We start from the raw sequence: 25,788 nt of genomic DNA, 5'->3' as shown, positions 1-25,788 counted from the left end.
CTCACCGCTCGATCAGCGCAATGCGCTTGTTGTACCAGTTCATCAGCAAGGAAATGCTGATACTGATCGCCAGGTACACGCTCATGGTGATGGCAATGACTTCGATAGCCTGGCCGGTCTGGTTGAGCACGGTGCCGGCGAACAACGAAACCATTTCCGGGTAGCCGATACCGGCGGCCAGCGAAGAGTTTTTCGCCAGGTTCAGGTATTGGCTGGTCAGTGGCGGAATAATCACCCGCAGCGCTTGTGGAATGATCACCTTGCGCAAGGTCGGGCCGTTGCGCAGGCCGAGCGAACGGGCCGCTTCGGTCTGGCCGTGGCTGACCGACTTGATCCCCGAGCGCACGATTTCAGCGATGAACGCTGCGGTGTACACGGTCAACGCCAGGGTCAGCGCCAGCAGTTCCGGGATCAGTACCCAGCCACCGACGAAGTTGAAGCCCTTGAGTTGCGGCAATTCCCAATGCAACGGTGCTCCGAAGATCAGCGCGCACAAGGTCGGGAGCACCAGCAGGATCGCCAGGCCGGTCCAGAACTTGTGGAACGGTACGCCGGTGTCTTCGAAACGCTTGTTGGCCCAGCGGCACATCAACACGATGGCGACGATGGCCAGCACCACGCTGATGAAGAACGCCCAGAAGCCGTCAGCCATTTGCGCGGCCGGCATGTTCAGGCCACGGCTGCTGACGAAGAAAGTGTCGCCGAAGTTGTGGCTGTTGCGCGGTCCCGGCATGGTCAGGAATACCGCGAAGTACCAGAACAGGATCTGCAGCAGCGGCGGAATGTTGCGGAATACTTCCACATACACGGTCGCCAGTTTGCTGATGATCCAGTTCGGCGACAGCCGCGCCACACCGATGATGAAGCCCAACAGGGTCGCCAGGATCACGCCGATGAAGGTGACCAACAGCGTGTTGAGCAAACCGATCACGAACACCCGCGAGTAACTGTCCGCTTCGGTGTAGGAGATCAGGTGCTGAGCGATGCCGAATCCGGCACTGCGCTCCAGAAAGCTGAAGCCGGAGGTGATGCCCCGGTGCTGCAGGTTGGTCTGGGTGTTATCGAACAGATACCAGCCCATGGCGACCACCGCCACGACGGTGATGATCTGAAACAGCCACGCACGCACTCGCGGATCGCTGAGGCTGAACCTCTGCTTTGGTGCGCCGATTGAATTTTGCATGAAGTGCCCCGGAAAAAATGGAACAGAACATCACCCGGCGGTTGGCCCGCCGGGTGATAGAACCATTAGCGCACTGGTGGTGCGTACTGAATGCCGCCGTTGGTCCACAGCGCGTTCAGGCCACGGTCGATTTCCAGCGGAGTGCTCTTGCCGAGGTTTTTCTCGAAGATTTCACCGTAGTTACCGACCTGCGAAACGATTTTCACAACCCAGTCCTTCGGCAGTTTCAGGTCCTTGCCATATTCACCGTCAGCACCCAGCAGACGAGCAACGTCCGGGTTCTTGGTGGACTTGGCTTCTTCCAGCACGTTTTTCGACGTCACGCCGGCTTCTTCAGTGTTCAGCAGCGCGTAGCCAACCCAGCGAACGATCGCCAGCCACTCGTCGTCGCCGTTACGCACGACCGGGCCCAGTGGCTCCTTGGAAATGGTTTCCGGCAGCACCACGTAGTCTTTTGGCGAGGCCAGTTTGCTGCGTTGTGCGTAGAGCTGCGACTTGTCGGAGGTCAGCACGTCGCAACGACCGGATTCCAGCGACTTGGCGCTTTCATCGGAGGTGTCGAAGGTGATCGGGGTGTACTTCAGGCCGTTGGCGCGGAAGTAGTCGGAGACGTTCAGTTCGGTGGTAGTACCGGCCTGGATGCAGATGGTTGCACCGTCCAGTTCCTTGGCACTTTTCACGCCCAGCTTGTTGTTGGCCAGGAAGCCCACGCCGTCGTAGTAAGTGATGAAGCCCGGGAATTTCAGACCCATGCCGGCATCACGCGAGCTGGTCATGGTGGTGTTGCGCGAGAGCAGGTCGATTTCGCCGGACTGCAGCGCGGTGAAGCGCTCCTTGGCGTTCAACTGGCTGAACTTGACCTTGGTTGCGTCGCCGAATACGGCAGCAGCCACAGCGCGGCAGACGTCAGCGTCGATCCCGAGGATCTTGCCCGAAGCGTCCGGTACCGAGAAGCCCGGCAGACCGTCGCTCACGCCACACTGCACGAAACCTTTCTTTTGCACGGCATCCAGGGTTGCACCCGCCTGAGCGAACCCGCTGACGCCGAGTACTGCTGCTGCAGTCACGACCGCCAGAGTGGATTTCAACATCTTCATTCAAACCTCCAGTTTTGCTCTTGTTGTGTCGGAGCTTGAGTCCAGTCGCACCCTTTTGAGGCGTTGTTGACCCGTGTTGGCTTTTTTTGGGGTCAACCGACGTAAGACCTTCGCTATGAGTCTAGTAGGAGAAAATCCACATCATGGACAACTCACTTCTCACCAGTCGGCCGAACGGGCTGTAGCCCTTTCACGTTCGCTTTGCCCGTAGCGGCCATTGGCGAACATCCATCACCGGATTCTTTGCAATCCCTTCGCACGACGTACACTGATAGTGTTACCGCCACACGCGAGATCGGTTGCACGCAAAGAGCCATAGCAAAGCCCGTACCACACCGCTTGCTGAAGCGATTGCGCGACAGGTCAATAGCAAAACTTGTAGCCTTGCGACATCTTCTTAACGGATCGAACGGGCGCGCACGCAAATCACGCACTTATTGAGAGCGCCCGCACATTTTTGGAGCAGCCATGACCGAGCCCCTGATTCTTGAACCCGTAAAGCCCGCAGACGCCTGCGTGATCTGGCTGCACGGCCTCGGCGCTGATCGCTATGACTTCCTGCCCGTAGCCGAAGCCTTGCAGGAAAGCCTGCTGAGCACGCGCTTTGTATTGCCTCAGGCACCGACCCTGCCTGTGACCATCAATGGTGGTTATGCGATGCCGAGCTGGTACGACATAAAGGCCATGAGCCCGGCGCGGGCGATTGATCGTGAACAGTTGGAGGAGTCCTCCGAGCGCATCGTCAAACTGATCGATGTGCAGCGCGCTGCCGGAATAGACGCTTCGCGGATTTTCCTCGCCGGGTTTTCCCAGGGTGGCGCCGTCGTCCTGCACACCGCCTATCTGAAGTGGCAAGGTCCGTTGGGTGGCGTACTTGCCCTGTCCACCTATGCCCCGACCTTTACCGACGAAATGGAGCTTTGCGCCAGTCAGCAGCGCATTCCGGCGTTATGCCTGCACGGTCAGTTCGATGGCGTGGTGCAAAACTCCATGGGCCGCAGTGCCTACGAGCATTTAAAACAGCATGGTGTCACCGTGACATGGCAGGAATACCCAATGGAGCACGAAGTGTTACCCGAAGAAATTCGCGACATCGGCGTCTGGCTGACCGAGCGTCTACGCTGATTCGGCCGCAGAGCGGACCCCTTTGATCATCCCACTACGCCGAGCCCGCTTCTTGCATTACACTGGCCGGCGTACATTCCTTAACCAATTGATGAGATGACCGTGCTCAAAGCACTCAAGAAAATGTTCGGTAAAAGCGAGGCTGAGCAGCTCGCGCCAGTTCCCAGTGCGCCGTCGCACGCCCCCGGCCCTCGCAGCGAGGCTCCCAAGGCTGAACATCCGGCTCCGCTAGCGACACCCAAGCCTGAGCCGCAACCCGCTACCGCCGCCGAACCTGTCCGCGCCGAAGCGCCGAAACCGGCCCGCCCGCGTCGCGAACCCAAGCCCAAGGCACCGGTCATTCCCTGGAAACTCGAAGATTTCGTCGTCGAACCCCAGGAAGGCAAAACCCGCTTCCACGATTTCAAACTCGCTCCGGAACTGATGCACGCCATCCAGGACCTGGGCTTTCCGTACTGCACGCCGATCCAGGCGCAGGTGCTGGGTTTCACCCTCGCCGGCAAAGACGCCATCGGCCGCGCGCAGACCGGTACCGGCAAGACGGCCGCGTTCCTGATCTCGATCATCACTCAACTGTTGCAGACCCCACCGCCAAAAGAGCGCTACATGGGCGAACCCCGTGCGCTGATCATCGCGCCGACCCGCGAGCTGGTGGTGCAGATCGCCAAGGACGCCGCTGACCTGACCAAGTACACCGGCCTGAACGTCATGACGTTCGTCGGCGGCATGGACTTCGACAAGCAGCTCAAGCACCTCGAAGCCCGCCATTGCGACATTCTTGTCGCTACCCCGGGCCGTCTGCTCGACTTCAACCAGCGTGGCGACGTGCACCTGGACATGGTCGAAGTGATGGTGCTGGACGAAGCCGACCGCATGCTCGACATGGGTTTCATCCCGCAAGTACGCCAGATCATTCGCCAAACCCCGCCGAAGTCCGAGCGCCAGACTCTGCTGTTCTCCGCGACCTTCACCGAAGACGTGATGAACCTGGCCAAGCAATGGACCACCGACCCTGCGATCGTCGAAATCGAAGTCACCAACGTGGCCAACGAAAACGTCGAGCAGCACATCTACGCCGTGGCCGCTGCCGACAAGTACAAACTGCTGTTCAACCTGGTCAACGACAACGGTTGGGAACGGGTGATCGTGTTTGCCAACCGCAAGGACGAAGTACGGCGCATCGAAGAACGCCTGGTGCGTGACGGCATCAACGCCGCGCAACTGTCGGGCGACGTGCCGCAACACAAGCGCATCAAGACCCTCGAAGGCTTCCGCGAAGGCAAGATCCGCGTATTGGTCGCGACCGACGTGGCCGGGCGCGGTATTCACATCGACGGCATCAGTCACGTGATCAACTTCACCCTGCCAGAAGTACCGGACGACTACGTGCACCGCATCGGTCGTACCGGTCGTGCAGGCGCCGACGGCGTATCGATCAGCTTCGCCGGTGAGGACGACTCCTACCAGTTGCCGTCCATCGAAGAGAAGCTCGGTCGCAAGATCAGCTGCGAAACGCCGCCGACGCATCTGTTGCGTGCAGTTGAGCGCAAGCGTCCGCAGTAAGCGACGTTTAAAAGAAAAGCGCAGCCGACAACGACTGCGCTTTTTTTTCGCCCGGCGTTTCATCAGGTGCTTGCGAGAGACAACTAAAAGTCCATAATAGACTAATTAGTTTATTTTTTAGACGCCGGAGCCTGACATGCCCAGTAAGCCCAACGTGATCGACCAAGCCCAGGCTCGCGAGCTGCTGACACGCATCGACGTGCCGCAAATCCTGCGCAAACTGTTCCGCGACCTCGCCGCCGGACTCGCCGTGCAACCGGCGCAGCAACTGGTGGAATTCCCGCAAGGTGCCGGCGACTTCATCAATTACCTGGGTGTGCTGGCCAAAGATGGCGTGTACGGGGTCAAGACGTCACCGTACATCGTTCGAGAACAGGGGCCGTTGGTGACAGCGTGGACGCTGTTGATGTCGATGAAAACCGGTCAGCCGTTGCTGCTGTGCGATGCCGGCGAACTGACCACCGCACGTACCGCCGCGACCACCGCCGTGGCGGTCGACGCCCTCGCGCCGTTGAATGCCACGCGACTGGCGATCATCGGCAGCGGCAAGGTCGCTCAGGCGCATCTGCATTACGTGAAAGGTCTGCGCAACTGGCAGAGCATCAGCGTGTATTCGCCCTCGTTGCTCGAAGACGCCGAAACTCAGGCACAGTTGAAAGCTATCGCACCCGATCTGAAGATCGCCGACAGCCGCGAAGCCGCTTTCGCCGAGGCCGACGTGATCATGCTCTGCACCTCGTCCGCCGGACCGGTGATTGATCCGGCCACCTTAGGCAAACCAGCGCTGATCACCTCGATCAGCACCAACGCCCCACGCGCCCATGAAGTACCGCCACAGAGCCTCAACGCCATGCAGGTGTTCTGCGACTATCGGCTGACCACGCCGGGCTCGGCCGGTGAGATGCTGCTCGCCACTGAACAGCATGGCTGGGACAAGGCAGCAATTGTCGGTGACCTGGCCGATCTGCTCAGCGAAAAATTGCCGCGCCCCGGTTACGACCGTCACGTATTTTTCCGTTCAATCGGCCTGGGCCTGGAAGACATCGCGCTGGCGAATGCGATTTATCAGCTGAACCTGTAACACCACAAATCCCCTGTGGGAGCGGGCTTGCTCGCGAAGAGGCCGTGTCAGGCAATTTATTCAACGAATGACACACCGCCTTCGCGAGCAAGCCCGCTCCCACAGGGTGATCAGCGAACTCCTTGATATTGGGTCCACACCGGAGACTTTCATGAGCCAGGCAGACTTCATCATCATCGGCGGCGGGATTGCCGGCGCTTCCACCGGTTTCTGGCTGTCGCCGCACGCCAAAGTGATTGTGCTGGAACGTGAGTCGCACCCGGCTTACCACTCCACCGGACGCTCGGCGGCGCTGTACTCCGCGGCGTACGGAACACCGCAGGTGCGGGCGCTGACGCTGGCCAGCCGTGAATTTTTCGATCATCCGCCAAGCGGCTTCTGCGAGCACCCATTGCTCACGCCGCGCGGCGAAATGACTGTTGATTTCACCGGTGACGCCGCCGAACTGCACAACCAGTACCTCAGCGCCAAGGCCACGGTACCGGAGATGCAATTGCTCAGCGCCGACGAAGCCTGCGCACGGCTGCCGATTCTGCGTCGGGAAAAGGTTCACGGTGCGATCTACGACCCGACCGCCAGCGACATCGACACCGACGCCCTGCATCAGGGTTACCTGCGCGGCATCCGCCGCAACAACGGCGAAGTGCACACCGATTGCGAAGTGCTCGGCCTGAGTCGCGACGCCGATGGCCAATGGCAAGTGCAGACCAACGGCCAGACCTTCAGCGCACCCGTCGTGATCAACGCCGCCGGCGCCTGGGCCGACAAGATCGGCGCTCTGGCTGGCGCGCAATTGCTCGGGCTGCAACCCAAACGCCGCGCAGCTTTTATCTTTGCCGGCCCCGAGGGCGTCGACCCTCACCACTGGCCGATGCTGGTCAGCCTCGACGAATCGTTCTACATGAAACCCGACGCCGGGATGTTCCTCGGTTCGCCGGCCAACGCCGACCCGGTCGAGCCTCACGACGTGCAGCCCGAAGAGCTGGACATCGCCATGGGCATCTACCAGATCGAAGAAGCCACGACCCTGAGCATCCGTCGCCCGACCCGCACCTGGGCCGGTTTGCGCAGCTTTGTCGCGGACGGCGATCTGCTCAGCGGCTTCGATCCACAAGTGCCGGGGCTGTTCTGGGTCGCCGCCCAGGGCGGTTATGGCATTCAGACCTCACCGGCCATGGGGCAGGCCAGCGCGGCATTGCTGCGCGGTCAGCCGCTGCCTGAGCCGCTGCAGCAGTTCGGTCTGAGCAGCGCCATGCTCTCCCCTGCCCGGCTGGGCTGAGCACCCTCGCGGATGACGCGCCCAACGGATTGCGGCACACTCGCAGCGCCCCCTGTTCACGGGGGCGTTGACGCCGCCTGGAGCTCCACAGACATGACCGCCCCCGAATTCGATCCGGCACTGGATAACTTCCGTGCCGTCGCCGACGCCATCGCCACGCTGTTCTTTCCCCACGCCGAAGTGGTGCTGCACGACCTGCGTACACAAAAAGTCGACTACATCGCCAACAACCTGTCCAAACGCGAGATTGGCGACGATTCATCACTCGAAGACATGCTCAGCGAGGATGTCAGCGACCGCAACATCGGCCCGTATGAAAAGCTCAATTGGGACGGCCAGAAGATTCGCAGCCTGAGCACGGTGCTGCGCGACAGCGAAAGCCGGCCGCTGGCAGTGCTGTGCATCAACCTGAATATTTCGCTGTTCGAAAATGCCAAGGCCGCGCTGGACCTGTTCCTGTCGCCGAGCAAACTGATCCCGCAACCGGACTCACTGTTTCGCGATGACTGGCAGGAACGGATCAACACCTTCCTCCATGCCTGGCTGCGCGAACGCCAGTTGAGCCTGAATCTGCTGACCCGCGATCACAAGCGCGAACTGGTGCTGGCCCTGCACGCCGAAGGCGCCTTCAAGGGCAAGAGCGCCTCGAACTATGTGGCCAATGTGCTGAACATGGGGCGGGCGACGGTCTACAAGCACTTGAAGGAATTGAAGGGCTAGGATCCATAAGCTGTATTGCCTGATCAGGCCCCTTCGGGAGCAAGCCCCCTCCCACATTGAAAGGCGTTCCCCTGTGGGAGGGGGCTTGCTCCCGAAGGCGGACCCTCAGTCGCCGTAGATGCCGGACTTGAAACACTTCTCCCAAATCTCCCACATTGGAAGGCATTCCCCTGTGGGAGGGGGCTTGCTCCCGAAGGCGGACCCTCAGTCGCCGTAGATGCCGGACTTGAAACACTTCTCCCAAATCTCCCACATTGGAAGGCATTCCCCTGTGGGAGGGGGCTTGCTCCCGAAGGCGGACCCTCAGTCGCCGTAGATGCCGGACTTGAAACACTTCTCCCAAATCTCCCACATTGGAAGGCGTTCCCTTGTGGGAGGGGGCTTGCTCCCGAAGGCGGCTCCTCAGTCGCCGTAGATATCAGACTTGAAATACTTCTCGGAAATCTTCTGATATTCGCCACTGGCACGAATCCCGTCGATGGCTGTGTTCAACTCGCTGACCAGCTCGCCATTGCCCTTGCGCACCGCAATCCCCGCGCCCTCGCCCACGTATTTCGGGTCTTTCAGTTCCGGCCCGACAAACGCATAACCCTTGCCTCGCGGCATCGACAGGAAGTCCGTCAGCGGGATGGTGTCGGCGAAAATCGCATCCAGCCGCCCGGCCGCCAGATCCATGTAGATCTCTTCGTTGTTGCTGTAGCGCTTGACGTTGATGCCCTTGGGTTCAAACACCTCGGTGGCATAACGGTCGGTGGTGGTGGCGCGCTGCACACCGACATTCTTGCCCTTGAGGCTGGCGTACTGATCATCCACCGTAGCACCGTCCTTCATTACCAGTCGCGACGAGGTGAAGTAGTATTTGTGGGTGAAATCCACCGACTTCTTGCGGTCCTCGTTGATGGTCATCGACGACAGGGCCATGTCGATTTTCTTCACCTTCAGCGAAGGAATCAGGCCATCGAACTCACCCTCGACCCAGACGCACTTGACTTTCATCTGCGCGCACAGGGCATTGCCGATGTCGTAGTCGAAACCGACAATTTCACCTTTGTCGGTTTTCGAGGCGAACGGCGGATAAGCCGCTTCAATGCCGATACGCAAGGTTTTCTCGGCGGCAAAAGCATTGGTGCACGCCAACAGGCTCAGGGCCAGACCGGTGATGAGGGGGAGTTTCTTCATGTTCGTTCTCTCGCGGGTTGTTGTTGGTTTGGCAAGACAGAAGAAAGAGCTGGAACGGAGGGAGACAGTTTTTTGTACTTGTAAATCCATACTGGACTTTTACGTACAAACCGTCAATCGGGCAAAGAGGCAGGATTCTTTTGTGTGGCGAATGACGCTATCGCGAGCAGGCTCACTCCTACAAAGGAACGCATTCCAACTGTAGGAGTGAGCCTGCTCGCGATACTGACTTGAGGGCGACGCGGTCTTTACTTCTTCCAGCGATCTGCAGCGGCATGATCACTGTCACGCCCTTCCACCCAACGCGGGCCGTCGCTGGTGTTTTCCTTCTTCCAGAACGGTGCACGGGTTTTCAGGTAGTCCATGACAAAGGCGCAGGCATCGAAAGCGGCCTGACGATGGGCACTGGCTGCACCGACAAACACGATCGGCTCACCCGGCTCCAGCGCGCCGATGCGGTGTAACACTTCCAGCTTGAGCAACGGCCAGCGCTGCTCGGCCTCGACAGCGATCTTGCCGAGGGCTTTTTCGGTCATGCCCGGATAGTGTTCGAGGAACATTCCCGCCACATCAAGGCCGTCGTTAAAGTCGCGCACATAACCGACAAAACTCACCACTGCACCAACGCCAACGTTGGCCGCGTGCATCGCATTGACTTCAGCACCGGGATCGAACGCCGTGGACTGCACACGAATCGCCATGGCTCAGCCTCCGGTCACGGTGGGGAAAAACGCCACTTCGTCGCCGTCACTCACCGGCTCGTCGAGCTGGCACAGGTCTTCGTTGCGGGCGCACATCAGGTTCTGTTCGCTCAACACCTGGGCACCCTCACGTTGCGCGAGCAGTGCACGCACGTCATCGACGGTGGCGAAATCACCTTCGACCGCCACCGAGTCCACGCCCAGCGCTTCACGGTAACGGGCGAAAAACCTTACCGTCAGGTTCATGGCTGCTCCGCCTGGAAATGCCCGCTCTTGCCGCCGACCTTCTCCAACAGACGCACGCTTTCGATGGTCATACCACGATCCACGGCCTTGCACATGTCGTAGATGGTCAACGCGGCGACGCTGGCAGCGGTCAGTGCTTCCATTTCCACACCGGTCTGCCCGGACAGCTTGCAGCGCGCAACGATGCGCACACTGTCGTCGCCCTCAGCGCTGAGTTCGACCTTGACGCCGGTGAGCATCAGCGGATGGCACAGCGGGATCAGATCACTGGTCTTCTTCGCCGCCTGAATGCCGGCGATCCGCGCCACGGCAAACACATCGCCCTTGGGATGGCCGCCGCTGACGATCATCTGCAGGGTTTCGGGGAGCATGCGCACCAGCGCCTGGGCGGTCGCCTCACGGAACGTCACGGCTTTTTCGGTGACGTTGACCATGTTGGCGCGACCTTGGGAATCGAGATGAGTCAGCACGGGATTACTCCTGATCAGGAGCAGGGATTGTAAACCTGCGGGTCAAATTTCCGCGAGCGCGATTAAAGCCACACCGTAAATCCCTTGTAGGAGTGAGCCTGCTCGCGATAACGGTCAGACATTCAGAATTGATATCGACTGATCGACCGCTATCGCGAGCAGGCTCACTCCTACAGTTGGATGTTTATTGGGCATAAAAAAACCGGGCGGCTTTCGGGCCGCCCGGTTTCGGTTGAAGGGTTACAAATGCGATTCGGCGTATTCGGCCAGAATCGAGCGCGGTACTCCCTGCAAGGTGATGTGCACACCGTTGGGGAAATCCTTGAAGCGTTCGGTCAGGTAGGTCAGCCCGGAACTGGTCGCGGACAGGTAAGGGGTATCGATCTGTGCCAGGTTACCCAGGCACACCACTTTGGAACCGGCGCCGGCCCGGGTGATGATGGTTTTCATCTGGTGCGGCGTGAGGTTCTGGCATTCGTCGATCAGGATCAGGCTCTGCTGGAAGCTGCGACCACGAATGTAATTGAGTGATTTGAACTGCAGCGGCACTTTGCTGAGGATGTAGTCGACGCTGCCATGGGTGTTTTCGTCATCCATGTGCAAGGCTTCAAGGTTGTCGGTGATGGCGCCCAGCCACGGCTCCATTTTTTCCGCTTCGGTGCCGGGCAGGAAACCGATTTCCTGGTCCAGGCCCTGCACGCTGCGGGTCGCGATGATCCGGCGATAGCGCTTGCTGACCATGGTCTGCTCGATGGCCGCAGCCAGCGCCAGAATGGTTTTACCCGAACCTGCCGCACCCGACAGGTTGACCAGATGAATATCCGGATCCAGTAGCGCATACAGCGCCAGGCTCTGATAGATATCCCGCGGTTTGAGGCCCCAGGCTTCCTGGTGCAGCAGCGGTTCCTGGTGCAGATCGAGAATCAGCAGCTTGGCCTCGTCGATCTCCTTGATCCAGCCGACAAAGCCCTGTTCGTCGATGATGAACTCGTTGATGTGCACCGCCGGCAGGTTGTCGATCAGTTGCACCTGATGCCAGGTGCGGCCGTGATCCTGACGGGTATCGACCTTGCTCACGCGGTCCCAGAACGAGCCGGTCATGTTGTGGTAGCCGTTGGGCAGCAAGGACACGTCATCGACCAATTGGTCGGTGCTGTAATCCTCGGCATCGATGCCGCAGGCGCGCGCCTTGAGGCGCATGTTGATGTCTTTGGTAACCAGCACCACCGCTTTCTTCGGATCACGGGTGTGCAAGTCGATCAACTGGTTGATGATTTTGTTGTCGTTCAGGTGCTCGGGCAGAATCAGGTTCGACTCGGCCTGCTTGCTCATCAGAATTGACAGCAAGCCTTTCGGCCCACCCTTGCCGCGCTGGATCGGCACGCCCAGTTCGACATCCTCGGGGGAGGCATCGCCCAGGGTCTTGTCAATCAAACGGATCGCCTGACGACATTCAGCGGCAACGCTGTGATGCCCGCTCTTGAGCTTGTCCAGTTCCTCAAGCACGGTCATCGGGATCGCGACGTGGTGTTCTTCGAAATTCAGCAGGGCATTTGGATCGTGAATCAATACGTTGGTATCGAGTACATAAAGGATTGGCTGGTTGGAAGAAGGGCTACGTCCGTGATCATCCATACTCGGTCACCTTTGTGGGAGCCATTCGACGCAATACCTGGGCGGTGCTGCGCCTCGAAGTGACTGCCGAAACCTCACCTGCGGAGATTCAAGTGACTGCAAACAAACGGGTCTTGGAAGACGCCACCTGTGTTGCAGGTTTCGGCGGTCTGTCTTCGTAATACTCCAAAACCCATGACATAAAAAAGCACTTTGACGGTTTTTTTAAGTTTATTTTGCAGAGTGACGAAAAGCCCTTGGCGGACCGTCCAGACCCCGCTAAAGTCGGAAGTCCGCCTGCATCGAATCCTGCAAAAAAATCGCCACAAGCCCAATGTTTACGGGCTTTTGCCGTTTATCAGCGAAACCCGTCCTGACAGTCCTCCCAACCGATGCCGCTTTGCGCAGTTTGCGTGATCAACCACGGCAACGCGGTCTTCACCGCATCCTGCTTCATGTTGAAATTGATCACCCCGTGGCGCCACAACAGCATCAGGGTCAACACCCGCTGCGCGCTCGGCGCCCCCTTGAGTTTGCCCGCGCCGTCCTGGGCATCGATGTCCCACAGTGCCACTTGCAGGCCCTGATTACGGAAGAAACTGCCGGCATCGCTGCGTCGCTGCCCCTCTGGAGGACGGAACAGCGGCACGTAATTTTCCGGCAACTTGCTCTTCACCAGATCGCTGCTGCGGCGCACCGAGTCCTGCCAGTCCTGCCAGTGGCTGTGGGAGCGGAATTCCCAGCCCTGCACGCCAACGCACTGTTTCGAGAACTCCGATTGCAGGTTGCTCACCGAGCGATCTGCCAGCCGCGCCTGTACGTCCTTGCCCAGCAGGAAGAAGGTGCCGCTCAAACTCGACTTGCGCAGGTAGTCGGCGATCCAGTCGGTATTGTCCGGCTGCAGATTGGCGGCGCTGTCAAAACTCAGCAGAAACAGCCGGTCATGCATCTCGTCGCCATTGCGCTCGTAGTCACCGAAACGATCGACTTCGCTGCTGGTCTGCGGCGACAGCGCGGCCTTGCGCATCAGCTCGTCCAGGTACTGCAAATGAAACAGCCGGCTCGGCTCTGCCCACTTGGTGTAATAACTGTCGTCGCTGACCGCGAATTTGGCAGCCTGCTCGCGCAGCGTCGGCAGGTCCTCGACGAGGAAGCAGAACGAGGCGTCCTGATCACAGCTCTGCTGGGCGAAGTTGTAGCCGGCCAACAGGCGTTCCCACAACCGCTGACGCAGGCTGCTGATCGCGTCGATATTGACCGTGCGCAGCCCCAGACGCTGGGCCAGAGCGGCCTCGTCCAGCGCCTCGGTGCCGAGCAGGCCACGGGCAAACATGAGGATTTCGGCGCGAGACGCGACGTCGAACAGGGTCGGGTTGCTGAGCTGCTCGGGCCAGGTGCTGCGATCCAGCGTCGCCACATCACCCGGTGCCGCCATGGCACCGCAGCTCAACAGCCACGCGGTGAATAAAAGAACAATGCGCAAAGGGGTGTCTCCATAACAAAACCCGCGCGGCACTATAGCTGATCCCGCCCGATTTCCCTTAGCCACACAAATGCCCTTGTGGGAGGGGGCTTGCTCCCGAATGCGGTGTGTCATCCAGCAGACGGGCAGGCTGATACGGCCTCTTCGGGAGCAAGCCCCCTCCCACATGGGGATTGTGGCAGGCCATCGATCACCTATTACGCTCATAGCTGGAGTCAACTCGGCCAAGCCCCTAGAATCGCCCCCACGATTAAAGGAGACGACTTCATGCTGATGGTGATTTCCCCCGCCAAGACCCTCGATTATGAAACACCGCCGGCGACCCAGCGCTTCACCCAGCCGCAATACCTCGACCACTCCCAGGAGCTGATCCAGCAACTGCGCGAACTGAGCCCGGCGCAAATCAGCGAACTGATGCACGTGTCCGACAAGATCGGCGGCCTCAATGCCGCGCGTTTCGGCAGCTGGACCCCCGCCTTCACCCCGGAAAACGCCAAGCAGGCCCTGCTCGCGTTCAAGGGTGACGTGTACACCGGTCTCGACGCGCAATCGTTCAGCGAAGCCCAGTTCGATTACGCGCAAAAGCACCTGCGCATGCTCTCCGGCCTCTATGGCCTGCTGCGCCCGCTGGACCTGATGCAACCGTACCGTCTGGAAATGGGCACCAAACTGGCCAACGCCCGAGGCAAGGACCTGTACGCCTTCTGGGGCACGCGCATCAGCGAATGGCTCAACGAAGCGCTCGCCGAGCAAGGTGATGACGTGCTGCTGAACCTGGCCTCCAACGAGTACTTCTCGGCGGTCAAGCGCAGCGCCCTGAATGCGCGAATCATCAACACCGAGTTCAAGGACTTCAAAAACGGCCAGTACAAGATCATCAGTTTCTACGCGAAGAAGGCCCGTGGCCTGATGAGCCGTTTCGTAATTCAGGAACGGATCAACGATCCGGCCGCCCTCAAACAGTTCGATGTGCAGGGCTATCGCTTCAGCGCCGAGCAATCGAAACCCGACAATCTGGTGTTTTTGCGCGACCACGCCCCGGAATAAAGCATGCCCATTGCACGACTCTTTCTATAAAGAGTCGTGCAGCTCGCACGACGTCAAAAATCCCTCGCACTATTTCGCCGTTTTATTGGCGCCATAAAATCGTCCCCTCCAATTCTAATTTTAGTTTCACTCGACAGCCGTGATTTTTTTCAGTAGTGGCACGTAAATTTTTTCACGGTAGTGGCACAAAAACATCTAACGCGATTAGCCGCCTATTTATAAAGGGCGAAATCGAAAGTGCTATCAAATTGAGACCAGTGCCATCTTTGGCAATATTTCAAAAAATTTCAGATTTCGCGATGAGTGGGTAGGAACTATGTCCAAATGCATAGCTCATACCACCGGTAACGATTCTCGCTGAGTTTGTACGAGATAACTTACGCAGAGCGGAGAACCATGTAACCAAGTTGTCACAGCAACTTGCCTAGATGGTTCACTCTTCTGATCAACTAACGATGGATAGGTGATACGCACCATAAACATCCTCTACAAGGCCAAGGCTGCGCCCCTGTAAACGTGCTCGCCTGAGCACCCAACCGCTTGATCTACGGGCGTTACGTCCGACATCAGGTGGACTGGACACATGCACATGAGTCTTCCAGCAAGAAGATCGGCTGCATAACAGGGCAAGTCATAACAACTAGGCCTAGTTGCGCACATCTTGAGTGCACTTATTTAGACACTCGGAACTTAGTATGCCTGCACACGGCATTGTGGCGCCTGTATGCCGCACTTCCGAGTGCACTATGACCGCTGAACACCATTAACTCCGGCCATCTAATGGCTTGATAAAACACAGAGGTAATTGCGATGCGCATCAGCATATTTGGTTTGGGTTACGTTGGCGCAGTGTGTGCCGGTTGCCTGTCTGCACGGGGCCATGACGTGGTTGGCGTCGATGTTGCCAAAGACAAGATCGACATGATCAATGCGGGTAAATCCCCGATTGTTGAGCCGGGTCTGGGCGAGCTGCTGGCGCAAGGGATCGAGACCGGTCGTCTGCGCGGTACAACCAACTTCGCCGAGGCGATTCGTGACACCGACCTGTCGATGATCTGCGTCGGTACACCGAGCAAGAAGAACGGCGACCTGGAACTGAACTACATCGAAGCGGTGTGCCGCGAGATCGGTTTCGTGCTGCGTGAAAAAACCACCCGCCACACCATCGTGGTTCGCAGCACCGTGCTGCCGGGCACCGTCGCCAACGTGGTGATCCCGATTCTCGAAGACTGCTCGGGCAAGAAGGCCGGCGTCGACTTCGGCGTCGCGGTCAACCCGGAGTTCCTGCGTGAATCCACCGCGATCAAGGACTACGACCTGCCACCGATGACCGTCATCGGCGAGTTCGACAAGGCCTCGGGCGACGTTCTGCAGTCGCTGTACGAAGAACTCGACGCACCGATCATCCGCAAGGACATCGCCGTTGCCGAGATGATCAAGTACACCTGCAACGTCTGGCACGCGACCAAAGTGACCTTCGCCAACGAGATCGGCAACATCGCCAAAGCGGTCGGCGTCGATGGCCGTGAAGTGATGGACGTGGTCTGCCAGGACAAGACCCTCAACCTGTCCCAGTACTACATGCGCCCGGGCTTCGCCTTCGGCGGTTCGTGCCTGCCCAAAGACGTGCGCGCCCTGACCTATCGCGCCGGTTCGCTGGACGTCGAAGCGCCGCTGCTCAACTCGCTGATGCGCAGCAACGAATCGCAAGTGCAGAACGCCTTCGACATCGTTGAAAGCCACGACAAACGCAAAGTCGCCCTGCTCGGCCTGAGCTTCAAGGCCGGGACCGATGACCTGCGCGAAAGCCCGCTGGTGGAACTGGCCGAAATGCTGATCGGCAAGGGCTACGACCTGAGCATCTACGACAGCAACGTCGAGTACGCCCGTGTTCATGGCGCGAACAAGGACTACATCGAGTCGAAGATCCCGCACGTGTCGTCCCTGCTCAACGCGGACTTCAATTCGGTGATCGACAACTCCGACGTGATCATCCTCGGCAACCGCGACGAGAAATTCCGCTCGCTGGCCCAGCAAGCACCGCACGGCAAACAGGTCATCGACCTGGTGGGCTTCATGGCCAAAGCCACCAACGCCGGTACTCGCACCGAAGGTATCTGCTGGTAAGTCAGCCTTCCGGCCGGGGAATTTGAACCCCCGGCCGGTTCTTCGCCTGCCTTAACCCCATCGGGCCACCCAAACGGCTCGCCCGAGATCGAGACGGATGCAGATTATGCACAGGCTAAAGCACGGCCTACTTCAGGCCGCCGGTTGGCTGTTTTACCTCAGTTTGTTGATGGGCCTGGCCTTGATGCTGCCCACGTCCACGTTCGACTCCGAGTCGAAGGACTTCATTTTCCTGATTGGCGCCGTGGGTATCTGGCGCTACTCGATGGGTGCAACGCACTTTGTGCGCGGCATGATTTTCCTCTACATCGTTTACCCGCACCTGCGCCGCAAAGTGCGCAAGCTGGGTAAGGCGGCGGACCCGTCGCATGTGTTTCTGATGGTCACCAGTTTCCGTATCGACGCGCTGACCACCGCGCAGGTCTACAGCTCGGTGATCCGCGAAGCAATCGACTGCGACCTGCCGACCACCGTGGTCTGCTCGATCGTCGAAATGTCCGATGAGTTGCTGGTCAAAGCGCTGTGGGCGCGGATGAATCCGCCGGAGCGGGTCAAGCTCGATTTCGTGCGCATTCCCGGCACCGGCAAACGCGATGGCCTGGCCTATGGTTTCCGCGCGATCTCCCGCCACCTGCCGGACGACCGCGCCGTTGTGGCCGTGATCGATGGCGACACCGTGCTCGGCGAAGGCACCGTGCGCAAGACCGTGCCGTGGTTCCAGCTGTTCGGCAACGTCGGCGGCCTGACCACCAACGAGTTCTGTGAAGTGCGCGGCGGCTACATCATGAGCGAATGGCACAAGCTGCGTTTCGCCCAGCGCCACATCAACATGTGCTCGATGGCCCTGTCCAAGCGCGTACTGACCATGACCGGACGCATGTCGGTGTTCCGCGCCACCGTGGTGACCGACCCTGAATTCATCGCCGACGTCGAAAGCGACTCGCTGCAACACTGGCGCCTGGGCCGTTTCAAGTTTCTCACCGGCGACGACAAGTCGAGCTGGTTCAGCCTGATGCGCCTGGGTTACGACACCTTTTACGTGCCGGACGCGGCGATCAACACCGTTGAACACCCGCCGGAAAAGAGCTTCATCAAGGCCAGCCGCAAACTGATGTTCCGCTGGTACGGCAACAACCTGCGCCAGAACTCGCGAGCGCTGGGCCTGGGTGTGAAACGCCTTGGCGCGTTCACCTCGGTGGTGCTGTTCGATCAGCGCGTCTCGATGTGGACCTCGCTGCTGGGCCTGACCGTCGCCATCATCGCCAGCTTCAAGTACGGCGGCGCCTTCATCCTCGCCTACCTGCTGTGGATCGGCATCACCCGACTGATTCTGACCCTGCTGCTGTCGTGCTCCGGTCACCGGATCGGCCCGGCCTACCCGGCGATCCTCTATTACAACCAGATCGTCGGTGCGCTGGTGAAGATCTACGTGTTCTTCCGCCTCGACCAGCAATCCTGGACTCGCCAACCCACTTCCCTGACCCGTGATCTCGCCAGCTTTCAACGTTGGTTCAACACCTGGTCGTCTCGGACCATGACCTTCTCCGCCGGCAGCATTTTCGTCGCCGTGCTGCTGATGATGGTCTGACCCGCCCCCATTGAATTAACAAGGAAATCGCCCCTATGAATACCGCCGTCAACGCCAACGTAGTGCATGAATCCGAAGCCCAGCGTCAGCACGCCCGAGTGAAAATTCCGGCCAAACTGCGCTTCTTCGGCCCCGACCGGACGCCGGTCGAAGCGCGGGTCATTGACCTCTCCGCCGGTGGTCTGGCGTTCAACGCCGGGCAAGTGCCGCTGACCCTCGGCGAGGTGTACAAGGCGCGTCTGCAATTCGTGATCGACAACCTCGGCCTGGCCATGGACGTAGAGCTGCAAGTGCGCTCCTACGACCGCCAGACCGGCCGCGCCGGTTGCCAGTTCCAGAACCTGGAACCGCAGGACATCTCGACCCTGCGTCACCTGATCACTTCGCACCTGGCCGGCGACATCGTCAGCATGGGTGAAGTGCTGGCGACCCTGCAGCGTGACAACTTCACCAAGGCGCGCAAGGTCAAGGACGGCGGCAGCGGCATGACCCCGTTCGGGCGTCTGAAAGCGGTGACTTTCAGCGCCGGGGTCTTTGCCATTGGTCTGGTGGCGTTCGGTTTCGTCTTCAAGTCGGTGTACGGCATGTACTTCGTCAGCCATGCGCAAGCAGGTCTGGTCAGCGTGCCGGGGATGAACATCACCATGCCGCGCGACGGCACCGTGCAGAGCCTGGTCAAGTCCGACGGCGTCGCGGCCAAAGGCGCACCGCTGGCGACCTTCAGCACCAGCATGCTCGACGTGCTCAAGGGCCATCTGGACGAAGACCAGTTGCAACCGGCCAAGGTGGAAGAACTGTTCGGCAAGCAAATGACCGGCACCCTGACCTCCCCTTGCGATTGCACCGTGGCCCAGCAACTGGTGGCCGACGGTCAGTACGCGAGCAAGGGCGACGTGATCTTCACGCTGGTACCGCGCAACACCCAGGCCACTGTCGATGCACGCTTCTCTTATCGCCAGTTCGGCGACGTGCGTCCGGGCACTCACGTGAGCTTCCAGATCGCCGGCGAAGACCAGACCCGCACCGGCAAGATCATCAGCAGCACCAGCCTGAAGAGCGCTGACCTGTCCTCCGACATCCGCGTGCAGATCCAGCCGGACGAGCCGCTGGACAGCACCTTCGCCGGCCGCCCGGTGGAAGTGAACAGCGACCGTGGCCCGAACCTGAACTGGCTGATCGACAAAGCCATGGCTGCCGGTCTTTAAGTCGAGGACATGCCTGTGACTACTCCTATCTTGAACACACCGCCGACCCTGTGGGAGCGAGCCTGCTCGCGAAAGGGTCAGCACGGTTTGTCTGATGTACCGAGTCGACTGCTTCGCGAGCAGGCTCGCTCCCACATGGGTTTGATGGTGTGCTCGCTGGCTTTGGCAGTCTCTCTGGCAGGTTGCGCCGGCCTGCCCGACCAGCGTCTGGCCAACGAAGCGCTCAAGCGCGGTGACACCGCGACCGCCGCGCAGAACTACCGGGCACTGGCCGACCTCGGTTACAGCGAAGCTCAGGTTGGCCTCGCCGACATCCAGGTCGACAGCCGCGACCCCGAGCAGATCAAACAGGCCGAGGCGACCTACCGCGCCGCCGCTGACGTTTCGCCACGGGCCCAGGCCCGTCTCGGGCGCCTGCTGGTGGCCAAGCCGGGCTCGACCGAAGCCGAGCACCACGAAGCCGAAAGCCTGCTGAAAAAAGCCGCCGCCAATGGCGAAGGCAATACGTTGATCCCGCTGGCGATGCTGTACCTGCAATACCCGCACAGCTTCCCCAACATCAACGCCCAGCAGCAGATCGATCAGTGGCGCAAATCCGGCTACCCGGAAGCCGGTCTGGCGCAGGTGCTGCTCTATCGCACCCAAGGCACCTACGACCAGCATCTGGATGACGTGGAAAAGATCTGCAAGGCCGCGCTCAACACCACCGACATCTGCTACGTCGAACTCGCCACGGTCTATCAGAAACGTGCCCAGCCGGAGCAACAGGCCGAGGTGATCAAGCAGATGCAGGCTGGTTACAGCCGTGGCACGGTCAGCGCGCAGCGTGTCGATTCCGTGGCCCGCGTGCTGGCCGATTCGACCTTGGGCAAAACCGACGAGAAGACCGCGCAGTCACTGCTCGAACCGATCGCACCAGGCTACCCGGCATCATGGGTGACCCTCGCGCAACTGCTCTACGACTACCCGGAACTGGGCGACGTTGACCAGATGATGAAGTACCTCGACAACGGCCGCGCCGCCGACCAGCCGCGCGCAGAACTGTTGCTGGGCAAGCTCTACTACGAAGGCAAACTGGTGCCGGCCGACGCGAAAGTTGCCGAAGCACACTTCCAGAAAGCCGTCGGTCGTGAAGTCGCCGCCGACTATTACCTCGGCCAGATCTATCGCCGTGGATACCTCGGCAAGGTTTATCCGCAGAAGGCTCTCGACCACCTGCTGACCGCTGCACGCAACGGCCAGAACAGCGCCGATTTCGCCATCGCCCAACTGTTTTCCCAAGGCAAGGGCACCCAGCCCGACCCGCTCAACGCCTATGTGTTCAGCCAGTTGGCCAAGGCGCAGAACACCCCGCAAGCCGATGAACTGGCGACCACCCTCGCAGCGCAATTGCCGCCCGAGCGTCTGGCCGAAGCCCAGCGCCTGCTGCAACAGGAACAGGCCAGCCGTGGCGCCCTGAACCAGAACACGCTGCAACTGCACGCCCTGCAAGAAGACGGCGAGGAATCCCTATGAAGTTGAATCCCTTTGTGAAGGCCGGTATTGGCCTCACGTTCGCGCTGATCTGGTCTTGCCCGACACTGGCCGCGATGACCGAAAGCAAGAACTTCGGCCTGGAAGTGAAAATCACCGGCCAGTCCGAAGACGACCGCGACCTCGGCACCGCACCCGGTGGCGACGTCAACGGTGTGGGCCTGGACCTGCGTCCGTGGATCTACGGCGAAAGCGGCGCGTGGAGCGCCTACGCCATGGGCCAGGCCGTGACCTCGACCGATATCATCGAGACCGACACCTTGCAGCAATCCGACGGCGCCGAAACCACCGACAGTGGTGACCGCCAGACCAAGAAAAACTACCTCGCGATGCGCGAGTTCTGGGTCGGCTACAGCGGCTTCACGCCCTACCCCGGCGAAATCCTCAAGTTCGGTCGCCAGCGCCTGCGCAACGACGACGGCCAGTGGCGCGACACCAACATCGAAGCGCTGAACTGGACCTTCGACACCACCCTGTTGCGCGCCAACGCCGGTGTCGCCGAACGCTTCAGCGAATACCGCACCGACCTGAAAGAGCTGGCGCCGAAAGACAAGGATCGCCTGCACGCCTACGCCGATGCTGCTTACCAGTGGACACCGGGCCAGTGGGTCGGTATTCGCGGCCACCACACCCACGATGACGGCAAACTCGATTACGCCGAACCGGGCGTGCCCCGCGACACCCTCGACAAAACCCAGAACGGCGACATCAGCTGGCTCGGCCTGACCGCCGACAGCGACGCCTATAACTGGCGCAACACCAATACCGTCAACTACTGGGGCAGCATCACCGGCATGAGCGGCGACCGTGACACGGTCAACGCCTTGAACGCCGATGGCACGCGCCCGGCACAAGCCAAGCGCAGCGATGACATCAACGGCTGGGCCACCGACCTCGGCGTGCGTCTGCGCCTCGATCCGCAGTGGCAGGTCGGTGCGGCGTATGCCCGTGCCAGCGCCGATTACCAACAGAATGGTCTGGAGAGCAACCGCTCCAACTACACCGGTACGCGATCACGTGTTCACCGTTTCGGCGAAGCGTTCCGTGGCGAAATGAGCAATATGCAGACCGCTACCCTGTTCGGTTCGTGGATGCTCAACGACCAGTACGACGCCAGCCTGATCTACCACAAGTTCTGGCGCGTGGACGGCAACAAGCCGGTGGGCAGCAACGGCATCAATGCCGTGGAAAACAACACCGACGACGTCACCGGCGCGATCCTCTCCAGCACTTCGCTGCCGCTTGAAGACGGCAACAAGGACTTGGGTCAGGAGATGGACCTGGTCGTCACCAAGTACTTCAAGCAAGGCCTGTTGCCGGCAGCGCTGAGCCAGTCGATCGACGAGCCTTCGGCCCTCGTGCGTTTTCGTGGCGGTGTGTTCAAACCGGGCGATGCCTACGGCAAGCAGGTTGACTCGTACATGCACCGCGCGTTCATCGACGTGATCTGGCGCTTCTGATGCAAACCGCCAAGGGAGTGCCCGACATGCACCATGCAAGGAAAGGCTCGATCAGCCTGTTGGCCGGCGCCATGCTGCTGGCCTCCGCTGGCGCCTTCGCCACGGTGGAACCGGCTGTGCCTCAACAGGGCAAACCGGTGACCACCGCCAAAGAGCTGCAACAAGCCAAGACCTACACCGTCAGCAGCGCGCCGACCGAGGCGCTGGAACTGGCCAAGCCGAAACTGCCCGACCTGTCCCGCTTCACCGCCGAGGCCGCCGCCGCGAAAATCGTGCGCAGCAAAGCGGGCAAGATCAGCGTGCGCCGGATGATGCAGGAAGACGCGCTGAAGGACTTCATCGGCGGCGACAACAAGATGGCCGAATGGGTGGTGCGTCAGCACGGCATCCCGCAGGCGATCTTCGTCGACGACGGTTACCTGAACCTCAAGGATCTGGCGCAGAAACTGCCCAAGCAGTACTTCAGCGAAACCTCGCCGGGCGTGTACCTGGCGAAGTTGCCGATCGTGGTCGGGCGCAAAGGCATCCTCGAAATCGATGGCCAGACCCAGGAATTGCGCCTGTCGCAAGAGGCGGGTTCATTCCTGGTCAACGACGGCCAGCTGTTCGTGCGTGACACCAAGGTCACCGGCTGGCGCGAGAAGGACAACGGCCCGGCCACCTTCCGTTCGCCGAAGGAATTTCGTCCGTTCCTGCTGGCCTGGGGTGGCACCGAGACCTACATCGTCAACAGCAAGATGGCCAGCTTCGGCTACGCCAACAGTAAGTCTTACGGGGTGAGTATTTCCCAGTACACACCGAACATGGCCAAGGTCCTCAAGCGCCCAGAACCGACTGGCTGGATCGTCGGCTCCGAGTTCTCGGACATGTGGTACGGCTTCTACTGCTACGAGACCCGCGACTTCGTGGTCAAGGGCAACACCTACAAGGACAACATCGTCTACGGCATCGACCCGCACGACCGTTCCCACGGTCTGATCATTGCCGAGAACACTGTCCACGGTACGAAGAAGAAGCACGGGATCATCATTTCCCGCGAGGTCAACGACAGCTTCATCTTCAACAACAAGAGCTTCGACAACCACCTCTCGGGCCTGGTGATCGACCGTAACAGCGTCAACAACATCATCGCCTACAACGAGATCTACAAGAACCACACCGACGGCATCACCCTCTACGAGTCCGCCGACAACTTGCTGTGGGGCAACAAGGTCATCAGCAACAAGCGCCACGGCATCCGCATTCGTAACAGCGTGAACATCCGCCTCTACGAAAACGTTGCCATGGCCAACGGCCTGACCGGCGTCTACGGCCACATCAAGGACCTGACCGACACCGACCGTGACATCAAGCTCGACCCGTTCGACGCCCAGGTGTCGCTGATCGTGGTCGGCGGTGAACTGGCGGCCAACGGCAGCGGCCCGATGGCCATCGACTCGCCGTTGAGCGTCGAGCTGTACCGCGTATCGATGCTGGCGCCGACCAAATCCAGCGGCATCAGCTTCAACGGCATCCTCGGCGAGCGCCAGGATGAAATTCTCGACCTGCTGGTGCGCCAGCAGAAAGCCGTGCTGATCGACCCTGTCGAACGCCAGACCGAAATGCGGGACTGAGGATAATTTTATGCACCCACACTTGATCAAATTACTCAGCCTGTCGGCCCTGACCGTGGGCATTCTCACGGCCAGCCAAGGCGCTCGCGCCGACGCAGCGGCGGGTGCCACACCGCCGAAGTTCAGCGCCGAACCGTGCTGCAACCTGTGCCCCGCCGCCCACGACGCAAAGAACTACACCACGCGTTATCAGCAGAACTTCACCACCCTGGTGCAGGCGCAGGGCGACTGGTTGTTCCGGACCCAGGAAGACTTGCGCACCGAATTCAACACCACCCCGGCCGGTTACAAACGCCTGCAACAGCTGCACGATGCCTTCAAGGCCAAGGGCGTTGAACTGGTGATCGTCTATCAGCCGACCCGTGGCCTGGTGAACCGCAACAAGCTCAACCCGCAGGAAAAAGCCGCGTTCGATTACGACAAAGCGCTGGGCAACTACAAAACCATGCTCGGGCGTTTCGCCAAGATGGGTTACGTGGTGCCGGACCTGTCGCCGCTGACCAACGAATCGCTGCCGGACACCCTGCCCGCCCACGATTTCTACTTCCGCGGCGACCAGCACTGGACGCCGTACGGTGCGCAGCGCACGGCAAAAATCGTCGCCGAGAAGGTCAAGCAGATCCCGGCCTTCGCCGACATTCCCAAGCGTGAATTCGAGACCAAGCGCTCCGGGCGCATGGGCAAGACCGGCACCCTGCACAACATGGCCGGGCAACTGTGCGGCACCAGTTACGCGATCCAGTACATGGACCAGTTCACCACCGAGCCGAAAGGCGAAGCCGGTGACGGCGACCTGTTCGGTGACTCCGGCAACCCGCAGATCACTCTGGTGGGCACCTCGCACAGCGGCAAGAACTACAACTTCGCCGGCTTCCTCGAAGAAGCCATCGGCGCCGACATTCTCAACGTCGCCTTCCCCGGCGGTGGTCTGGAAGGTTCGATGCTGCAGTACCTGGGCAGCGACGAATTCCAGAAGACCCCACCGAAGATTCTCATCTGGGAATTCTCGCCGCTGTACCGCCTCGATCAGGAAACCATCTATCGCCAGATGATGTCCCTGCTCGACAACGGCTGCGAAGGCAAAGAGGCCCAGATGACCGGCAGCACCACGCTGAAACCGGGCACCAAGCAAGAACTGCTGGTCAACAGCAAGAACCTGAACCTGCAGAACAGCAGCCACCAGGTCGACATCCGCTTCGCCGACACCTCGGTGAAAACCCTGCACGCCACCCTCTGGTACATGAACGGTCGCCACGAGGACATCAAAATCGAGAAACCGGAAACCTCCGACACCGACGGTCGTTTCGCCTTTGAGTTGCGCACCGACGAAGACTGGGCCTCGCAAAACCTGCTGGCCGTCGAAGTCCAGGGTCCGGAAGCGGGCACCGCGCCACAAAAAGTCGAAGCGAAAATCTGCAAACGCAACGTATTCCCGGGCGCTGGGCAACAAACCGCTCAGGTCGGGCAATGAGGT

General features: G+C 60.1%; 21 protein-coding genes. 13 read left to right on the top strand and 8 right to left on the bottom strand.

Translation table 11 applies throughout. From position 1 onward, the window contains the following. Position 1: 1 nt before the first annotated feature. On the bottom strand, positions 2-1,183 hold the full coding sequence (locus AC0J41_RS03180) for an amino acid ABC transporter permease (RefSeq protein WP_473014542.1): 1,182 nt from the start codon (positions 1,181-1,183) through the stop codon (positions 2-4). A 65-nt stretch (positions 1,184-1,248) separates the two neighbouring features. After that, complete coding sequence (locus AC0J41_RS03175) at positions 1,249-2,280, bottom strand: amino acid ABC transporter substrate-binding protein (protein ID WP_025112150.1); 1,032 nt, start codon at positions 2,278-2,280, stop codon at positions 1,249-1,251. Between the two features lie 468 nt (positions 2,281-2,748). Between AC0J41_RS03175 and AC0J41_RS03170 the strand changes: the two genes are divergently transcribed. The 5 genes from AC0J41_RS03170 (at position 2,749) to AC0J41_RS03150 (ending at position 8,048) form a co-directional block, all read left to right on the top strand. Continuing rightward, positions 2,749-3,405 (top strand): alpha/beta hydrolase, encoded by a 657-nt coding sequence (locus AC0J41_RS03170; protein WP_025112149.1) that lies wholly within the window; start codon positions 2,749-2,751, stop codon positions 3,403-3,405. A gap of 96 nt (positions 3,406-3,501) precedes the next feature. Beyond that, positions 3,502-4,968: an ATP-dependent RNA helicase RhlB gene (rhlB, locus tag AC0J41_RS03165; RefSeq protein WP_025112148.1), complete on the top strand. Its 1,467-nt coding sequence runs from the start codon at positions 3,502-3,504 to the stop codon at positions 4,966-4,968. A gap of 136 nt (positions 4,969-5,104) precedes the next feature. Next, entirely contained in the window at positions 5,105-6,049 is a 945-nt protein-coding gene (locus AC0J41_RS03160; RefSeq protein WP_473014541.1) for an ornithine cyclodeaminase family protein, read from the top strand. Between the two features lie 151 nt (positions 6,050-6,200). Next, positions 6,201-7,328: an NAD(P)/FAD-dependent oxidoreductase gene (locus AC0J41_RS03155; RefSeq protein ID WP_473014540.1), complete on the top strand. Its 1,128-nt coding sequence runs from the start codon at positions 6,201-6,203 to the stop codon at positions 7,326-7,328. Positions 7,329-7,421: 93 nt separating this feature from the next. Next, positions 7,422-8,048, top strand: a complete 627-nt coding sequence (locus AC0J41_RS03150; protein WP_025112145.1) for a helix-turn-helix transcriptional regulator — start codon at positions 7,422-7,424, stop codon at positions 8,046-8,048. A gap of 402 nt (positions 8,049-8,450) precedes the next feature. Here the strand turns inward: AC0J41_RS03150 and AC0J41_RS03145 are convergent, their stop codons facing one another. The 6 genes from AC0J41_RS03145 to AC0J41_RS03120 all read right to left on the bottom strand — a co-directional run bounded on the left by AC0J41_RS03145 (position 8,451) and on the right by AC0J41_RS03120 (position 13,693). Next, positions 8,451-9,227: an ABC transporter substrate-binding protein gene (locus AC0J41_RS03145; protein WP_473014539.1), complete on the bottom strand. Its 777-nt coding sequence runs from the start codon at positions 9,225-9,227 to the stop codon at positions 8,451-8,453. Positions 9,228-9,475: 248 nt separating this feature from the next. After that, entirely contained in the window at positions 9,476-9,928 is a 453-nt protein-coding gene (gene moaE / locus AC0J41_RS03140) for a molybdopterin synthase catalytic subunit MoaE (RefSeq protein ID WP_007965204.1), read from the bottom strand. A gap of 3 nt (positions 9,929-9,931) precedes the next feature. Next, a complete protein-coding gene (moaD, locus tag AC0J41_RS03135; RefSeq protein WP_025112142.1) occupies positions 9,932-10,174 on the bottom strand; it encodes a molybdopterin converting factor subunit 1 in 243 nt (80 codons plus the stop codon). Continuing rightward, complete coding sequence (gene moaC, locus AC0J41_RS03130) at positions 10,171-10,644, bottom strand: cyclic pyranopterin monophosphate synthase MoaC (protein WP_473014538.1); 474 nt, start codon at positions 10,642-10,644, stop codon at positions 10,171-10,173. Before moaC ends, moaD begins: the two co-directional genes overlap by 4 nt. Positions 10,645-10,884: 240 nt before the next feature. Beyond that, the gene (locus AC0J41_RS03125; RefSeq protein ID WP_025112141.1) at positions 10,885-12,279 is read right to left on the bottom strand and encodes a PhoH family protein; all 1,395 of its coding nucleotides are present in this window, start codon (positions 12,277-12,279) and stop codon (positions 10,885-10,887) included. A 337-nt stretch (positions 12,280-12,616) separates the two neighbouring features. Then, positions 12,617-13,693: a polysaccharide deacetylase family protein gene (locus AC0J41_RS03120; protein WP_473015968.1), complete on the bottom strand. Its 1,077-nt coding sequence runs from the start codon at positions 13,691-13,693 to the stop codon at positions 12,617-12,619. A 315-nt stretch (positions 13,694-14,008) separates the two neighbouring features. On the opposite strand from AC0J41_RS03120, the gene yaaA reads away from it, so the two are divergent. From yaaA to AC0J41_RS03080, 8 genes are all read left to right on the top strand, one after another. Beyond that, the gene (yaaA, locus tag AC0J41_RS03115) at positions 14,009-14,788 is read left to right on the top strand and encodes a peroxide stress protein YaaA (RefSeq protein ID WP_473014537.1); all 780 of its coding nucleotides are present in this window, start codon (positions 14,009-14,011) and stop codon (positions 14,786-14,788) included. Positions 14,789-15,598: 810 nt separating this feature from the next. After that, on the top strand, positions 15,599-16,915 hold the full coding sequence (locus tag AC0J41_RS03110) for a nucleotide sugar dehydrogenase (protein WP_473014536.1): 1,317 nt from the start codon (positions 15,599-15,601) through the stop codon (positions 16,913-16,915). A gap of 106 nt (positions 16,916-17,021) precedes the next feature. Beyond that, positions 17,022-18,503: a mannuronan synthase gene (gene alg8 / locus AC0J41_RS03105; RefSeq protein WP_371262583.1), complete on the top strand. Its 1,482-nt coding sequence runs from the start codon at positions 17,022-17,024 to the stop codon at positions 18,501-18,503. Positions 18,504-18,538: 35 nt separating this feature from the next. Further along, positions 18,539-19,708, top strand: coding sequence for an alginate biosynthesis protein Alg44 (locus tag AC0J41_RS03100; RefSeq protein WP_025112136.1), 1,170 nt, complete (start codon positions 18,539-18,541; stop codon positions 19,706-19,708). A 15-nt stretch (positions 19,709-19,723) separates the two neighbouring features. After that, the gene (gene algK, locus AC0J41_RS03095; protein ID WP_473014535.1) at positions 19,724-21,223 is read left to right on the top strand and encodes an alginate biosynthesis TPR repeat lipoprotein AlgK; all 1,500 of its coding nucleotides are present in this window, start codon (positions 19,724-19,726) and stop codon (positions 21,221-21,223) included. Continuing rightward, positions 21,220-22,701, top strand: coding sequence for an alginate export family protein (locus tag AC0J41_RS03090; protein ID WP_025112134.1), 1,482 nt, complete (start codon positions 21,220-21,222; stop codon positions 22,699-22,701). Before algK ends, AC0J41_RS03090 begins: the two co-directional genes overlap by 4 nt. Before the next feature lie 26 nt (positions 22,702-22,727). Next, the gene (algG, locus tag AC0J41_RS03085) at positions 22,728-24,314 is read left to right on the top strand and encodes a mannuronan 5-epimerase AlgG (protein ID WP_473014534.1); all 1,587 of its coding nucleotides are present in this window, start codon (positions 22,728-22,730) and stop codon (positions 24,312-24,314) included. A 10-nt stretch (positions 24,315-24,324) separates the two neighbouring features. Beyond that, entirely contained in the window at positions 24,325-25,785 is a 1,461-nt protein-coding gene (locus AC0J41_RS03080) for an alginate O-acetyltransferase (protein ID WP_473014533.1), read from the top strand. Positions 25,786-25,788 lie beyond the last annotated feature (3 nt).

It is taken from the genome of Pseudomonas sp. Arb-4-2C (assembly GCF_055755015.1).
The sequence above is the reverse complement of the archived record's forward strand: the minus strand, read 5'-3'. Positions and strand labels throughout refer to the sequence as shown.

Coding starts and splice junctions, on each gene's coding strand:
- AC0J41_RS03180 (WP_473014542.1), bottom strand. CDS start 1,183: ATGCAAAATTCAATCGGCGCACCAAAGCAGAGGTTCAGCCTCAGCGAT.
- AC0J41_RS03175 (WP_025112150.1), bottom strand. CDS start 2,280: ATGAAGATGTTGAAATCCACTCTGGCGGTCGTGACTGCAGCAGCAGTA.
- AC0J41_RS03170 (WP_025112149.1), top strand. CDS start 2,749: ATGACCGAGCCCCTGATTCTTGAACCCGTAAAGCCCGCAGACGCCTGC.
- rhlB (WP_025112148.1), top strand. CDS start 3,502: ATGACCGTGCTCAAAGCACTCAAGAAAATGTTCGGTAAAAGCGAGGCT.
- AC0J41_RS03160 (WP_473014541.1), top strand. CDS start 5,105: ATGCCCAGTAAGCCCAACGTGATCGACCAAGCCCAGGCTCGCGAGCTG.
- AC0J41_RS03155 (WP_473014540.1), top strand. CDS start 6,201: ATGAGCCAGGCAGACTTCATCATCATCGGCGGCGGGATTGCCGGCGCT.
- AC0J41_RS03150 (WP_025112145.1), top strand. CDS start 7,422: ATGACCGCCCCCGAATTCGATCCGGCACTGGATAACTTCCGTGCCGTC.
- AC0J41_RS03145 (WP_473014539.1), bottom strand. CDS start 9,227: ATGAAGAAACTCCCCCTCATCACCGGTCTGGCCCTGAGCCTGTTGGCG.
- moaE (WP_007965204.1), bottom strand. CDS start 9,928: ATGGCGATTCGTGTGCAGTCCACGGCGTTCGATCCCGGTGCTGAAGTC.
- moaD (WP_025112142.1), bottom strand. CDS start 10,174: ATGAACCTGACGGTAAGGTTTTTCGCCCGTTACCGTGAAGCGCTGGGC.
- AC0J41_RS03125 (WP_025112141.1), bottom strand. CDS start 12,279: ATGGATGATCACGGACGTAGCCCTTCTTCCAACCAGCCAATCCTTTAT.
- AC0J41_RS03120 (WP_473015968.1), bottom strand. CDS start 13,693: ATGGCGGCACCGGGTGATGTGGCGACGCTGGATCGCAGCACCTGGCCC.
- yaaA (WP_473014537.1), top strand. CDS start 14,009: ATGCTGATGGTGATTTCCCCCGCCAAGACCCTCGATTATGAAACACCG.
- AC0J41_RS03110 (WP_473014536.1), top strand. CDS start 15,599: ATGCGCATCAGCATATTTGGTTTGGGTTACGTTGGCGCAGTGTGTGCC.
- alg8 (WP_371262583.1), top strand. CDS start 17,022: ATGCACAGGCTAAAGCACGGCCTACTTCAGGCCGCCGGTTGGCTGTTT.
- AC0J41_RS03100 (WP_025112136.1), top strand. CDS start 18,539: ATGAATACCGCCGTCAACGCCAACGTAGTGCATGAATCCGAAGCCCAG.
- AC0J41_RS03090 (WP_025112134.1), top strand. CDS start 21,220: ATGAAGTTGAATCCCTTTGTGAAGGCCGGTATTGGCCTCACGTTCGCG.
- algG (WP_473014534.1), top strand. CDS start 22,728: ATGCACCATGCAAGGAAAGGCTCGATCAGCCTGTTGGCCGGCGCCATG.
- AC0J41_RS03080 (WP_473014533.1), top strand. CDS start 24,325: ATGCACCCACACTTGATCAAATTACTCAGCCTGTCGGCCCTGACCGTG.